Raw genomic sequence first — 14,291 nt, 5'->3', positions numbered from 1 at the left:
GTGCTGACCGATCCCCGCTTTACGACTGAAGTTGAGATCACCATTCCGTTCCACGACGTCGATATGATGGGCGTGGTCTGGCACGGTAACTATTTCCGCTACTTTGAGATCGCCCGCGAGGCGCTGCTCAATCAGTTTGACTATGGCTATCGCCAGATGAAGGCCTCCGGCTACGTCTGGCCCGTCGTCGATACCCGGGTGAAATACCGCGATGCGGTGACCTTTGAGCAGCGTATTCGCGTCCGCGCGCACGTTGAAGAGTATGAAAACCGCCTGCGCATTGCCTATCAAATTTTCGATGCGCAGACCGGCAAACGCACAACCACCGGTTACACCATCCAGGTGGCGGTGGAAGAAGCCACCCGCGAAATGTGCTTTGTGAGTCCGGCAATACTGTTTGAACGTATGGGAGTAACGCCATGAAATGGTTGCCTTTGCTGGCGCTGATCGTCAGCCCGCTGGTCAGCGCCGTGACGCTGGATGAACTGCAGCAGCGCTTCACCGGGCAGCCCGTCGTGCGCGCGCACTTCGAACAGGTTCGCACCATAAAAGATATGCCGCAGCCGCTGCGCTCGCAGGGCGAGATGCTGATCGCCCGCGACAGCGGCCTGCTGTGGGATCAAAAAGCGCCGTTTCCGATGACGCTCCTGCTGGACGACAAGCGGATGGTTCAGGCCATTAACGGCCAGCCGCCGCAGACCGTCACCGCCGACAATAATCCGCAGATGTTCCAGTTCAACCATCTTCTGCGGGCCCTGTTCCAGGCCGACCGCAGGGTGCTTGAAGAGAACTTCCGCATCGATTTTAAAGACCTGGGCGCGGGCCGCTGGTCGCTGGTGCTTACGCCAAAAACGACGCCGCTGGACAAGATTTTCGCCACCCTCGATCTGGGCGGCGCAACCTATCTGGAGACGATTCGCCTCAACGACAAACAGGGCGACCGTACCGATATCGCCCTTTCACGCCACCAACTGACGCCCGCCAGCCTGACCGATGACGAACGCCAACGCTTTGCCGCACCGTAAATCCCTGCGCCCGGCGCTGCTGTGGGCCACGCTATGCCTGATTCTGCTGGGCGTGCTGCTGTCCCTGCTGCCCGGCGCGCGTCTGAACAGCAGCGTGCTGGCCATGCTGCCGAAGCAGACGCTGGGGGCGATCCCGCCGGCGCTCAACGACGGGTTTATGCAGCGTCTCGACCGCCAGCTGGTCTGGATGGTCAGCCCCGGCAAAGAGCCCGATCCGCGCGTGGCGCAGCAGTGGCTGGCGCTGCTGCAAAGCAGCGATTCGCTCAGCGAGGTCAAAGGCCCGATGGACGCCGCCGGGCAAAAGGCCTGGGGAGAGTTCTTCTGGCAGCACCGGAATGGCCTGATCGATCCCGCCACCCGCGCCCGCCTGCAAAACGGCGGAGAAGCGCAGGCGCAGTGGATTTTATCTCAGCTCTATTCGGCCTTTTCCGGCGTCAGCGGCAAAGAGCTGCAAAACGATCCCCTGATGCTGATGCGCGGCTCGCAGCTCGCTCTGGCGCAAAACGGCCAGAAGCTGCGGCTGATGGACGGCTGGCTGGTCACACAGGATGAGGCGGGAAACTACTGGTATCTGCTGCACGGCGAGCTGGCGGGCTCGTCATTTGATATGCAGCAGACCCACCGGCTCGTGACGACGCTTAACGCGCTGCAGGAGACGCTAAAAGCGCGTTTACCGCAGGCGCAGCTGCTTTCTCGCGGGACCGTGTTCTACAGCGATTACGCCAGCCAGCAGGCCAAACGCGACGTCTCGACGCTGGGCATCGCCACCCTGCTTGGCGTGTTCCTGCTCATCGTGGCGGTGTTCCGCTCTCTGCGCCCGCTGCTGCTGAGCGTGCTCTCCATTGCCATCGGCGCGCTGGCGGGTACGGTGGTGACGCTGCTGCTCTTTGGCGAACTGCACCTGATGACGCTGGTGATGAGCATGAGCATCATCGGTATTTCAGCCGACTACACGCTCTACTACCTGACCGAAAGGATGGTGCACGGCGCGGAGCATTCCCCCTGGCAAAGCCTGGCGAAAGTGCGCAATGCGCTGCTGCTGGCGCTGCTGACGACCGTCGCCGCCTACCTGATTATGATGCTGGCCCCCTTCCCCGGGATCCGCCAGATGGCGGTGTTCGCCGCCGTGGGGCTGAGCGCCTCCTGCCTGACGGTGATTTTCTGGCATCCGTGGCTGTGCCGGGGTTTACCGGTGCGCCCGGTTCCGCTGATGGTTATCATGCTGCGCTGGCTGGCCGCCTGGCGACGCAATAAAAAACTGTCCGTTGGTTTGCCCGTCGCGCTGGCGCTGCTCTCCGCCGTGGGGATGAGCACCCTGAGGGTGGACGACGACATCGCCCAGCTGCAGGCGCTGCCGAAAGATATTCTGGCGCAGGAGAAGGCCATTACCGCCCTGACCGGACAGAGCGTCGATCAGAAATGGTTTGTGGTTCATGGCGCCTCGCCTCAGCAAACGCTGGAGCGGCTGGAAGCCTTTACCCCGGCGCTGGCACAGGCGCAGAAAGCCGGAGAGATCGCCCGCTGGCGTACCCTGCCGCTGAACTCGCTGGCGCGCCAGAAAAGCGATCTGAAGCTGCTGCGCGAGGCTGCTCCTGCGGTAACGAACGTGCTGAAAAGCGCCGGGCTCAGCGCCGTATCCCCAAATCTCGACGCCATGCCGGTCAGCGTGGACGCGTGGCTTAAAAGCCCGGCCAGCGAAGGCTGGCGTCTGCTCTGGCTGACCCTGCCCAACGGGGAAAGCGGCGTGCTGGTGCCGGTGGACGGCGCGAAAAACAGCGCTTACCTCGGTGAACTGGCCGCGCGCCATGACGGCGTCGTCTGGGTCGATCGCAAAGCCAGCTTTGACAGCCTGTTTGCCCTCTACCGCACGCTGCTGACGGGGCTACTGTTTGCCGCGCTGGCGGTGATTGCCTGTGGGGCGATGCTGCGCCTCGGCTGGCGTAAAGGGCTGATAAGCCTGGTGCCGTCCGTGCTGTCGCTGAGCAGCAGCCTGGCGGTGCTGGCCGCAACGGGCCACCCGGTGAATCTGTTCTCACTGCTGGCGCTGGTACTGGTGCTCGGCATTGGCATTAACTACACGCTGTTTTTCAGCAACCCGCGCGGTACGCCGCTGACCTCCATGCTGGCGATTACGCTGGCCATGATGACCACGCTGCTGACGCTGGGCATGCTCGTCTTCAGCGCCACCCAGGCCATCAGCAGCTTTGGTATCGTACTGGTGAGCGGTATTTTTACCGCCTTCCTGCTGGCTCCGCTGGCGATGCCGGATAAGAAAGAGAGAAAACGTAAATGAACGCTTTTTATCGCGCCGTTGCGCTGGCCGCGGCGCTGCTGCTGGCGGGCTGCAGCCATTCGACCGATACCAAAGAGACGCGGCCTCAGGCCTGGCTCCAGCCGGGTACCAAAGTTACGCTGCCGCCGCCCGGCATCAGCCCGGCGGTAAGCTCCCAGCAGCTGCTGACCGGCAGCTTTAACGGACAAACGCAGTCCCTGCTGGTGATGCTCAACGCGGATGCGCATAAGGTGACGCTGGCCGGGCTCTCTTCCGTGGGCATTCGCCTGTTCCTGGCGACGTACGATGAGACCGGTATTCATACCGAGCAGTCGATCGTCGTGCCGCAGCTGCCGCCCGCCAGCCAGGTGCTGGCCGACGTGATGCTCAGCCACTGGCCGATTAGCGCCTGGCAGCCACAGTTGCCGAAGGGCTGGACGTTAACGGACAATGGCGATCGGCGCGAGCTGCGCAACGCCAGCGGCAAGCTGGTGACGGAGATTGTCTACCTGCAGCGCAAAGGCAAGCGCGAGCCGATCAGCATCGAGCAACACGTCTTTAAATACCACATCACCATTCAATATCTGGGTGACTGAGATGATTTATATATCCGCTGTTGGCATGGTCAACGCGCTGGGCAACTCGCCTGACGAGATTGCCGCGAACCTGACGGCAGGCGTGGCGCCGGGGATGCACGCCCGGACCGGCTGGCTGCAGGGTTTACCCGAAGCCGTACTGGGCGGCGTGGAAGGCGAGCTTCCGCCCATCCCGGACGCCTTCTCCGCACACCGCACCCGCAATAACCAGCTGCTGCTGGCCGCGCTGGCGCAGATTCAGCCCGCCGTTGACGAGGCCATCGCCCGCGTCGGCCGCGACCGCGTGGCCGTGGTGCTGGGGACCAGCACCTCCGGGCTGGATGAGGGCGATGAGCACGTGCGCCGCATGACCCATGGCGAAGCGAGCACGCGCTGGCAGTATCCGCAGCAGGAGCTTGGCGATCCGTCCCGCTTCCTCGCCAACTGGCTTCAGCTCGAAGGCCCGGCCTATACGATCTCGACGGCCTGCTCTTCCAGCGCGCGGGCGATGATCGGCGGCAAACGTCTTATTGAAGCCGGGCTGGTGGACATCGCCATCGTCGGCGGGGCCGATACCCTGAGCCGGATGCCCGTCAACGGCTTTAACAGCCTTGAATCCTTCTCCCCCACGCTCTGCGAGCCGTTTGGTCGCGACCGCCGGGGGATCACCATCGGTGAAGCCGCCGCGCTGATGGTATTGAGCCGGGAGCCCGCCGACGTGGCGCTGCTCGGAACGGGCGAATCCAGCGATGCGTACCATATTTCCGCTCCGCATCCGCAGGGCGAAGGGGCGATAAGGGCGATCGCGCAGGCGCTTAACGAAGCGGGTATGCAGCCGCAGGATATCGGCTACATCAACCTGCACGGCACGGCCACGCCGCTCAACGATCAGATTGAATCGCAGGTGGTGCACGATCTCTTCGGGGAAAGCGTGCCGTGCAGCTCAACCAAACACCTTACCGGCCATACGCTGGGCGCCGCCGGTATTACCGAAGCGGCCCTGAGCTGGCTGATTCTGACGCGCGATCTGCCGTTGCCGCCGCAGGACTTCGCCCGCTACGCGCCGGACGATACTCTGGCGCCGTGCGGCCTGCTGCACCAGCGCACCGCTCTGAAAAAACCGGTCATTTTGTCTAACTCGTTCGCGTTTGGCGGCAATAACGCCAGCATCCTGCTGGGGAGAGCCTCATGAGCTACTTATCACCCGAAGCCTATTTGCCGCACGAGGCGCCAATGATGCTGCTGGGATCCGTTGAGAACGTGACGGACGACACGGCGGTCTGCCGCGTGGCCGTCAACGGGCAAAGCGTGCTGGCGCCGTTTCTCAATGCCGATGGCGACCTGCCGGGCTGGTACGCGCTCGAGCTGATGGCGCAGACCGTCGGCGTCTGGTCGGGCTGGCATCGCCAGCAGCAGGGGCAGGAACATATCGCGCTGGGCATGGTGCTCGGCGCGCGCGAGCTGGTCTGCGCCAGCGGGCATTTCGCCGCAGGCCTGACGCTGGACATCACCGTTAAGCTGCTGATGCAGGACGAACGCTTCGGCAGCTTTGAATGCGCGATTTCCGCGAATGAAGAGACGCTGGCCACGGGCCGGGTCAACACCTTCCAGCCGAGCGCAGAAGAATTAACATCGCTTTTTAATCAGGGATCTAACGCATGAGTCGTTCCGTACTGGTCACAGGGGCCAGCAAAGGCATAGGGCGCGCCATTGCCCGCCAGCTAGCCGCCGACGGGTTTACCGTAGGCGTGCATTACCATCGTGATGCCGCAGGCGCGCAGGAGACGCTGGACGCCATCACGCAGGCGGGTGGCAACGGTCGTTTACTCGCCTTTGATGTGGGCAACCGCGAACAGTGCCGCGAGGTGCTGGAGCAGGAGATTGAAGCCCATGGCGCATGGTATGGCGTGGTCAGCAACGCCGGAATTACCCGCGACGGCGCCTTTCCGGCGCTGAGCGAAGACGACTGGGACAGCGTTATCCACACCAATCTCGACAGTTTTTATAACGTCATTCATCCCTGCATTATGCCGATGATTGGCACCCGTAAAGGGGGACGCATTATCACCTTATCGTCCGTCTCCGGCGTGATGGGCAACCGCGGACAGGTGAACTACAGCGCGGCCAAAGCGGGCATTATCGGCGCCACCAAAGCGCTGGCGATTGAGCTGGCAAAACGCAAAATCACCGTCAACTGCATCGCCCCGGGCCTGATTGATACCGGCATGATTGAGATGGAAGAAGCCGCGCTGAAGGAAGCGATGTCCATCATCCCAATGAAACGTATGGGCCAGGCTGAAGAGGTCGCCGGGCTGGCAAGCTATCTGATGTCGGATATCGCGGGCTATGTTACCCGCCAGGTCATTTCCATTAACGGAGGAATGCTATGACGCGTCGCGTGGTGATTACGGGCATGGGCGGCGTGACCGCCTTTGGCGAAAACTGGCATTCCGTGTCCAGCAGGCTGCTGGCGTATGAAAACGCGGTGCGTAAAATGCCGGAATGGCAGGTGTATGATGGCCTGCACACCCTGCTGGGCGCGCCGATCGATGATTTCACGCTGCCGGAACACTATACCCGCAAGCGTATTCGCGCCATGGGCCGGGTGTCGTTGATGTCGACCCGCGCCACCGAGCTGGCGCTGGAGCAGGCGGGGCTGATTGGCGAAGCGGTGCTCACCAACGGTCAAACCGGTATCGCCTACGGTTCTTCGACTGGCAGCACCGGTCCGGTCAGCGAATTCGCGACCATGCTCACCGAAAAGCACACCAATAACATCACCGGGACAACCTACGTCCAGATGATGCCGCACACTACGGCGGTGAATACCGGCCTGTTCTTTGGACTACGCGGCCGCGTCATCCCGACCTCAAGCGCCTGTACCTCCGGCAGCCAGGCGATTGGCTACGCCTGGGAGGCCATTCGACACGGGTATCAGACCGTGATGGTCGCGGGGGGCGCGGAAGAGCTTTGTCCGTCTGAAGCGGCGGTATTTGATACGCTGTTCGCCACCAGCCAGCGCAATGACGCCCCTAAACACACCCCGTCGCCATTTGATACGCAGCGCGATGGTCTGGTGATTGGAGAAGGCGCAGGCACCCTGATTCTGGAAGAGCTCGAGCACGCCAAAGCGCGCGGGGCCACGATCTACGGCGAAATCGTGGGCTTTGCCACTAACTGCGACGCGGCCCATATCACCCAGCCTCAGCGTGAAACCATGCAGATTTGCATGGAGCAGTCGCTGGCCATGGCGGGATTAAGCGCCCGGGATATGGGGTATATCTCCGCGCACGGTACCGCCACCGATCGCGGCGATATCGCCGAAAGCCTGGCCACCGCCGCTATCTATGGTGACAGCGTGCCGGTTTCCTCGCTGAAGAGCTATTTTGGCCATACGCTGGGTGCCTGCGGCGCGCTGGAAGCGTGGATGAGCCTGCAGATGATGCGTGAAGGCTGGTTTGCCCCGACGCTCAATTTAACGCAGCCGGATGAGCAATGCGGTGCTTTAGATTATATTATGGGAGAAGCCCGTCAGATTGACTGCGAGTATCTGCAGAGCAATAACTTCGCGTTTGGCGGCATCAACACCTCGATTATCATTAAACGCTGGGCGTAACTATGTACCAGTTAGTACTTGGAAAAATCTCCACTCTTTGCGCGGACCCGATGGCGTCAGCGCTCGCAGACAGGGCGCCTCAGGGTGCCCGACAGGCCTCCTGGCTGGCGGGTCGGACGCTGCTCGCCAGAACGTTATCCCCTCGCCCGCTCCCCGACATCATTTACGGCGAGCAGGGCAAACCGGCCTTTGCGAAGGGTCATCCGCTGTGGTTCAACCTGAGCCACAGCGGTGACGATATTGCCCTGCTGATGAGCGATGAAGGTGAAGTCGGCTGCGATATCGAAGTGATTCGCCCGAGGAAGAACTGGCAGGCGCTGGCTAATGCGGTGTTCAGCATGACGGAGCATGACGAGCTGGAGCGTGAAACGCCCGAGGAACGGCTTTCCGCGTTCTGGCGTATCTGGACGCGGAAAGAAGCGATTGTGAAACAGCGTGGCGGCAGCGCATGGCAGATTGTCAGCATCGACAGCACGGCGCAGACGCACGCGGTCAGTCAGCTACAGGTCGGCTCGCTGAGCCTTGCCGTCTGCACATCGACCCCTTATACCCTGACCCACGAGTCGATTATTCACGTTGGGACGTTCGGGGCAGAAAAATCACTAACACGCCCAGAATAATAAACCCGACGCCCACCAGCCCGTGCCAGGAGAAGCGCTCCCCCCAGCCAGGCAGCAGGATCGCGGCGCCCCACACCAGAATATAGCTGAGGCTCAGCAGGGCATAGGCTTTGCTGAGCGCCATACGGTGCAGCGCCAGATACCAGCAGCCCATGGACGCCACATACCCCGTCAACCCCAGCAGCAGCGCGCCCGTGCCGGACGAGAAGTGCCACAGCGCGGAAACAAACACCAGGATCTCACTGACCGGTGGCAGTGCCTGCATGGCATTGCGCAGCAGCAGCTGCGCCGCGCTGACTAACAGCACGCTGCATATGGCCCAGAACGCTCCTTTCACAGGCTCCCTCCCAGGATAACAATCCCAATGATGATGAACCCTACCCCCAGCCAGTGATGCGCAGCAACGTGCTCACGCCAGAACGCCTTCGCCGCCAGCGTCACCCAGACAAAATTGAGGCTCAGCATAGGATAGGCAATACCGACAGGCAGGCGTTGCAGCACCACCAGCCAGACCAGCATCCCGCTGCCCAGCGCCAGCAGTGCCAGGCCAAGCCACAGCGCGATGTGCGCCCCGCGCCGCCCGGCTTTCGCCGGACGGGTGGCCTGTTTCTGGCACAGCTGTCCCGCGCAGCTGAGCAGGCTTGCCAGTATCAGCCAGATCCAGGTCATCACTTCGGCAGATACTCCAGCAGGGCCAGACGCCCCTGAATATACAGGCTGTCCGGTTTCGGCAGATCTGCGCGCGCGATTTCATCGTGTTTTGACAAAAGAATTACCAGCGATACGCGCCCCTGCTGACGATGCTCCGCCAGCCACTGCGCGAAGTCATCTTTATCAACATAACGATCTTTCGCATCGGGATAATCCAGTCCGTAGCGCAGTTCGCCGCTTTGATCGAACATCGTGATGTCATTGCGCTTCAGCTCCCACGCCAGGCCCGCGGCCACGCCAACGTTATTGGCCAGCACGAATCGGCTTTCCTGAAGCGGCTCGCGCACGGTATCGACCAGCGACTGCGGCTGTTTGGAATCCACCACCAGGTTCGGAATGGCAAAACCAATCAGCAGCGCCAGCCCTGCAGGGCACAGTGCCGCCAGCCACCAGCGCTGCTGGCTCTGTCTGAACGTAAACCAGCCTACCGTGGCCCAGATGAGGAACGCCACCACCGCACAGAAGACTTTATACAGTTCAACCGACGTCCAGACCGGATGCTTCGACAGTCCCCACGGCGAGACCACCAGCGCCGCCACCACGCCGATAACGCCAAACGCCAGGTTAATCCCGCCGTTAATGCGTAACGCTCTGGCACCTTTTTCCGCCGCGAGGCAGGCATAGCGCGCCATCAGGATAGCCAGCGGGGCAAAGCAGGGCAGGATATAGGTCGGCAGCTTGCCTTTGGCGATGCTGAAGAACAGCAGCGGCATCACCACCCAACCTAGCAGATAGAACCCGCCACCCGCGTTTTGTCGGTCATTCCAGCCAAGACGAATCGCGCCGGGCAAAAGTGCCAGCCACGGCAGGCTGCCCGCAATCAGGAACGGTATGTAGTACCAGAACGGGGCTTTATGCTGCGCGTCGCTCTGGGCAAAACGCTGAATATGCTCAACCCAAAAGAAGTAACGCCAGAAGTCAGGCTCACGCTGCGCAATGGCCAGCCCCCACGGCAGAACAATCAGCACGCAGCTCAGGATCGCGAGCCAGCCAAAAATCAGCACCTCTTTCCAGCGCTTCCGGGCGATCACCCACGGCAGCACGCCAATCACCGGAACGGCCAGCGCCAGGAAGCCTTTGGTCATCACCCCCATCCCGCAGGCCAGCCCAAGCAGCACATAGCCACCCGCTTTTCCGGAAACGGTTTGGGCCTGCGACGCCAGCCAGAAGCTGCACATCGCCGCCACCAGCCACAGGGTGATTATAGGATCCAGCACCGCATACGTGCCGATGCCATACACCAGGAACAGGGTCAGGAAGATAAGACCGGAGAAAATAGCGGTCCGCTTATCTCGCCAGAGACGCCATGCCATCCAGATGACCAGCAGCGCGGCTAAGCCGGTAGAGAAGATAGACCCGGCGCGCACGGCGAGGTTGGTGTGCCCGAACAGCAGCTGCCCGATGCTGTTGATCCAGTAGCCAGCAATCGGTTTTTCAAAGTAACGCAGCCCCAGAAAATGCGGGACTACCCAGTCTCCGGATGCCAGCATTTCGCGGCTGATTTCCGCGTAGCGCGTTTCATCAGGCTGCCAGAGCAGGCGGATATCGACCGGAATGAGGTAGTAAACGATAAACAGTGCGAGAAGCGCTAAGCCATAACGGGCTGTTTTCATGGGACCGGACTCACGGTTTGTTGATAGCCAAGCCAGCCTTCCCGGCCAGCCATTTCATTACGGACGACTTTGCCCACGGGCAGGGTGCTGAGGTCGTCCGGCAGCAGCTCGCTCAACGGGCAAAATTCAATGCCCTCCTGAGCGGCCATCGTCAGCAGTTCATCGAAATCATGCTGATACGCAATCCCTTCCACTTCGGCATGGATGGTATACACCGGCGTGCCGGCGTCACGATGGATGCGGTCCAGAATGTAGCGATTGAACTCATCCGCCTTCACCTCGCGCCCGACCACTTCATCCCAGGTGGGAAGCGTGACCGGAATTTGCACCGTTCCGTAGCGATTTTCGCCTAACAGCGGCAAAAATGGTCCGGTTCCGCGGCAGTCGCTGTTGTAGCGAAACGCAAAGGCTTCTTTGGCCTTCACGACGCGCTGATCCGCACGCCATCCCGCCACGGCGGAGCAGCGCACGGGCTGACCGGTAATGGCCTCCAGCTCCAGCATCCCACGCTCGACCTCACGGGACAGGCGCGGGATATCCCAGACTCCCGCCCAGGCTTGCCAGGCATGGTGGTCCCAGGCGTGCAGACCCACCTCATGATGCTGCGCCGCCTCGCGGATAACGGCTTCATTACCCGCGCCGATACGTCTGCCGGGCCAGGCGGTGCCGGCCAGCAAAATATCCCAGCCGTAGAGGGATGCTGCGCGCGAGCGCAGCATTTTGAACAGAAATGCCGGTTTAATCAGACGCCATAAATGGCGTCCCATGTTGTCAGGCCCCACGCTGAAGAAAATGCTGGAACGCACATCGTGTTTGTTCAGCAGTTCCAGCAGTTTGGGTACGCCGTCACGCGTTCCCCTGAAGGTGTCGACATCAATGCGTAAACCGACTTTTTTCATGAGGCCTGTTCCGAAAGCTCCACGGTGCGCAGGAAGAAATCGAGCGTTTCGTCAATGGTCTGCTCCATCTTCACCGTCGGCGTCCAGTTGAGGCAGCGCTTCGCGTTGCGAATGCTTGGCTTACGGTGCTCAACGTCCTGGTAGCCCTTACCATAGTAGCTGCTGCTTTCCACTTCGCGGAAACCGGCAAACGGCGGGAACTTGTCGCGCAGCGGATGGCGCTCAAAGCTGGCCAGCAGCATCTCTGCCAGCTCGCGAATGCTCGCTTCGTTGTCCGGGTTACCGATGTTGATGATTTCACCGTTGCAGCGGTTATCTTTGTTTTCGATGATGCGGAACAGCGCTTCGATACCGTCGCTGATATCCGTAAAGCAGCGTTTCTGTTTCCCGCCTTCGATAAGCTTAATTGGCGAGCCTTCTACCAGATTCAGGATCAGCTGGGTGATCGCACGGGAGCTGCCGATACGCGCCGCGTTGAGGTTATCCAGACGCGGGCCCATCCAGTTGAACGGACGGAATAGGGTAAAGCGCAGGCCTTCTTTCTCACCGTAGGCCCAAATCACGCGGTCCAGCAGCTGTTTGGAGACGGAGTAAATCCAGCGCTGTTTGTTGATCGGCCCGACCACCAGGTTGGAGGTGTCTTCATCGAAGTTCTTATCGGTACACATGCCGTACACTTCAGACGTGGACGGGAAGATGATGCGCTTGTCGTATTTCACGCAGTCGCGGATGATCTTCAGGTTCTCTTCGAAGTCCAGCTCGAACACGCGCAGCGGGTTACGGGTGTACTCGATTGGCGTGGCAATGGCGACCAGCGGCAGCACCACGTCGCATTTTTTAATGTGGTATTCAATCCACTCGGAATGGATGCTGATGTCCCCTTCCACGAAGTGGAAACGCGGGTTGTCGAGGAAACGGCTGATGGCATCCGCGCCGATATCCAGACCGTAAATCTCGTAGTTGTCGTCTTTAAGCAGACGTTCCGTCAGGTGGTTACCGATAAAGCCGTTCACGCCGAGGATCAGCACGCGGGTACGGCGCTTGATGGCAACCACCGGCGCGCTAGTAATCAGCGCCCCGGCCACCAGACCCAGAGACTGCGCCAGCTGCGTGCCCTGAACGTACAGGCCGTTGTCGGTTTGTCCGGTGACGATCTCCAGCGCCTGCTCGCCGCAGCTCACAATCAGCGGAGAGACAGAGACGACGGTGCCCGGTTTGGCAGCCGGAATATCGTCACGCACGCGGGATTTCCAGACGATAAATTTGCTTACGCCCGCAAAGCTGTACGCGCCCGGCCACGGGTCGGTCACGGCGCGCACCAGGTTGTGCAGCTGGCGGGCAGGCTTATTCCAGTCCAGACGACCATCTTCCGGCGCGCGGCGGCCAAAGCAGCTTGCCTTGCTCTCATCCTGCGCGGTCTCGCTGAAGGTGCCGTTGAGGATGCCTGGAAGTGCATCACGCAGCAGCGTCTGCGCCGTCGCATTCAGCTTTTGATGCAGCTGCAGCGCCGTTTCGTCCGCATCAATAGCGACCTTCTGCTGTGCCACGATAGCGCCCGCGTCCGCACGGCGCACCATGCGGTGCAGCGTTACGCCCGTTTCCGTTTCACCGTTCACCAGCACCCAGTTCAGCGGCGCGCGGCCGCGGTAGGCGGGCAGCAGAGAACCATGAAGATTAAAGGCGCCTTTTGCGGCCAGACCTAAGATCTCGTCGGAAAGCAGGCTGCGATAGTAGAACGAGAAGATTACGTCAGGCGCGAGCGCGCGGATGCGTTCCACCCACAGCGGATGGTTTACATCGTCCGGTGCATAAACCGGGATCCCGCGCTCGGCGGCGATACGCGCCACGGAGCCAAAAAAGTTATTCTCTCCGGTCGTGTCCGGATGGGTAAAGATTGCCGCAATGTCATAGCCCGCTTCCAGCAGGGCCAGCGTGCCCGTGCACCCCATATCGTGATAGGCAAATACAACAGCTTTCATGGGTGAATTTCCTCTTGAGATGCTTTGTGTTCCTGACGGACAACACGTTGAATAAAGTAGCGCGGACGCGCGCGAACATCGTTATAGATACGGCCAATGTATTCACCGAGAAGGCCCATCCCGACAAACTGGGCGCCGATGAACATAAACAGCACGGCAAAGAGCATGAAGACCCCTTCCGCCGCCCACTGCGGGCCAAAGACCAGGCGCAGCACCACCAGCAGAACGGACAGCGCAAAACCGGCCACGGCGATGATGCTGCCGAACACGCTCAGCAGACGCAGCGGCGTGGTGGTCAGGCAGGTGATGAGGTCATACATCAGGTTGATGAGACGCATAAAGCTGTACTTCGATTCCCCGTGCTCGCGCTCGGCGTGCAGAACCGGAATTTCCGTTGCCTTGCGGGCAAAGGTGTTGGCGAGGATCGGAATAAAGGTGCTGCGCTCATGGCAGTGCAGCATCGCGTCGACAATGTGGCGGCGGTAGGCGCGCAGCATGCAGCCGTAATCGCCCATCGCTTTACCGGTCGTGCGCTGGATAAGGCGGTTGATGGTGCGTGAGGCCAGCTTGCGGAACAGACTGTCCTGACGGTTCTGACGTACCGTGCCGACCACGTCATAGCCTTCATCGGCTTTGGCGACCAGACGCGGGATCTCTTCCGGCGGGTTTTGCAGGTCAGCGTCCAGGGTGATGATCAGATCGCCCGTGACATGGCTAAACCCCGCCATAATCGCCGAGTGCTGGCCGTAGTTGCGGTTGAGCAGCACGGCAACAATATGGCTGCCTTCGGCCTGCGCGGCCTCGGTCAGCATCAGCGCGGAATGATCGCTACTGCCATCATCTACCAGCAGAATTTCATAAGCCTTGCCCATCGTGTCGCAGGCGGCGGTTGTACGGCGGATCAGTTCGGGCAGGCTCTCCTGCTCGTTATAAACCGGGATTATCACGGAAACTTTTTGTACAGGCGGTGCACTGAACATA

15 protein-coding genes are annotated in these 14,291 nt (G+C 60.9%); 9 read left to right on the top strand and 6 right to left on the bottom strand.

Going from position 1 to position 14,291, the window contains the following annotated elements:
- The 9 genes from AC1VYI_RS02940 to acpT are packed head-to-tail and all read left to right on the top strand — an operon-like array spanning window position 1 to window position 8,108.
- Window positions 1-423: an acyl-CoA thioesterase gene (locus AC1VYI_RS02940; protein ID WP_226484404.1), complete on the top strand. Its 423-nt coding sequence runs from the start codon at window positions 1-3 to the stop codon at window positions 421-423.
- Window positions 420-1,025, top strand: a complete 606-nt coding sequence (locus AC1VYI_RS02935; protein ID WP_023309527.1) for an outer membrane lipoprotein carrier protein LolA — start codon at window positions 420-422, stop codon at window positions 1,023-1,025. Before AC1VYI_RS02940 ends, AC1VYI_RS02935 begins: the two co-directional genes overlap by 4 nt.
- Window positions 994-3,318, top strand: a complete 2,325-nt coding sequence (locus tag AC1VYI_RS02930; protein WP_226484406.1) for an MMPL family transporter — start codon at window positions 994-996, stop codon at window positions 3,316-3,318. Before AC1VYI_RS02935 ends, AC1VYI_RS02930 begins: the two co-directional genes overlap by 32 nt.
- Window positions 3,315-3,893, top strand: a complete 579-nt coding sequence (locus AC1VYI_RS02925; RefSeq protein ID WP_023309529.1) for a DUF3261 domain-containing protein — start codon at window positions 3,315-3,317, stop codon at window positions 3,891-3,893. Before AC1VYI_RS02930 ends, AC1VYI_RS02925 begins: the two co-directional genes overlap by 4 nt.
- 1 nt (window position 3,894) lies before the next feature.
- Window positions 3,895-5,064, top strand: a complete 1,170-nt coding sequence (locus tag AC1VYI_RS02920; protein ID WP_134867056.1) for a beta-ketoacyl-[acyl-carrier-protein] synthase family protein — start codon at window positions 3,895-3,897, stop codon at window positions 5,062-5,064.
- Window positions 5,061-5,534 (top strand): hotdog family protein, encoded by a 474-nt coding sequence (locus AC1VYI_RS02915; RefSeq protein WP_023309531.1) that lies wholly within the window; start codon window positions 5,061-5,063, stop codon window positions 5,532-5,534. Before AC1VYI_RS02920 ends, AC1VYI_RS02915 begins: the two co-directional genes overlap by 4 nt.
- Complete coding sequence (locus AC1VYI_RS02910) at window positions 5,531-6,262, top strand: 3-ketoacyl-ACP reductase FabG2 (protein ID WP_032662188.1); 732 nt, start codon at window positions 5,531-5,533, stop codon at window positions 6,260-6,262. Before AC1VYI_RS02915 ends, AC1VYI_RS02910 begins: the two co-directional genes overlap by 4 nt.
- Complete coding sequence (locus AC1VYI_RS02905; protein WP_134867055.1) at window positions 6,259-7,488, top strand: beta-ketoacyl-ACP synthase; 1,230 nt, start codon at window positions 6,259-6,261, stop codon at window positions 7,486-7,488. The genes AC1VYI_RS02910 and AC1VYI_RS02905 overlap by 4 nt, the downstream gene beginning before the upstream one ends.
- A 2-nt stretch (window positions 7,489-7,490) precedes the next feature.
- On the top strand, window positions 7,491-8,108 hold the full coding sequence (gene acpT / locus AC1VYI_RS02900; RefSeq protein WP_134867054.1) for a 4'-phosphopantetheinyl transferase AcpT: 618 nt from the start codon (window positions 7,491-7,493) through the stop codon (window positions 8,106-8,108).
- On the opposite strand, the gene arnF is transcribed toward acpT, so the two are convergent.
- The 6 genes from arnF to arnC are packed head-to-tail and all read right to left on the bottom strand — an operon-like array spanning window position 8,056 to window position 14,290.
- The gene (gene arnF, locus AC1VYI_RS02895; RefSeq protein ID WP_023309535.1) at window positions 8,056-8,445 is read right to left on the bottom strand and encodes a 4-amino-4-deoxy-L-arabinose-phosphoundecaprenol flippase subunit ArnF; all 390 of its coding nucleotides are present in this window, start codon (window positions 8,443-8,445) and stop codon (window positions 8,056-8,058) included. The two genes, acpT and arnF, sit on opposite strands and share 53 nt — an antisense overlap.
- Window positions 8,442-8,777, bottom strand: a complete 336-nt coding sequence (arnE, locus tag AC1VYI_RS02890; RefSeq protein ID WP_039263049.1) for a 4-amino-4-deoxy-L-arabinose-phosphoundecaprenol flippase subunit ArnE — start codon at window positions 8,775-8,777, stop codon at window positions 8,442-8,444. Before arnE ends, arnF begins: the two co-directional genes overlap by 4 nt.
- The gene (gene arnT / locus AC1VYI_RS02885; RefSeq protein WP_226484408.1) at window positions 8,777-10,432 is read right to left on the bottom strand and encodes a lipid IV(A) 4-amino-4-deoxy-L-arabinosyltransferase; all 1,656 of its coding nucleotides are present in this window, start codon (window positions 10,430-10,432) and stop codon (window positions 8,777-8,779) included. Before arnT ends, arnE begins: the two co-directional genes overlap by 1 nt.
- A complete protein-coding gene (gene arnD / locus AC1VYI_RS02880) occupies window positions 10,429-11,331 on the bottom strand; it encodes a 4-deoxy-4-formamido-L-arabinose-phosphoundecaprenol deformylase (protein ID WP_023309538.1) in 903 nt (300 codons plus the stop codon). The genes arnT and arnD overlap by 4 nt, the downstream gene beginning before the upstream one ends.
- The gene (gene arnA / locus AC1VYI_RS02875) at window positions 11,328-13,310 is read right to left on the bottom strand and encodes a bifunctional UDP-4-amino-4-deoxy-L-arabinose formyltransferase/UDP-glucuronic acid oxidase ArnA (protein ID WP_047743441.1); all 1,983 of its coding nucleotides are present in this window, start codon (window positions 13,308-13,310) and stop codon (window positions 11,328-11,330) included. Before arnA ends, arnD begins: the two co-directional genes overlap by 4 nt.
- On the bottom strand, window positions 13,307-14,290 hold the full coding sequence (arnC, locus tag AC1VYI_RS02870; protein ID WP_134867414.1) for an undecaprenyl-phosphate 4-deoxy-4-formamido-L-arabinose transferase: 984 nt from the start codon (window positions 14,288-14,290) through the stop codon (window positions 13,307-13,309). Before arnC ends, arnA begins: the two co-directional genes overlap by 4 nt.
- Window position 14,291: the final 1 nt, after the last annotated feature.

The organism is Enterobacter sp. QK-SA4 (assembly GCF_056856775.1).
The sequence above is the reverse complement of the archived record's forward strand: the minus strand, read 5'-3'. Positions and strand labels throughout refer to the sequence as shown.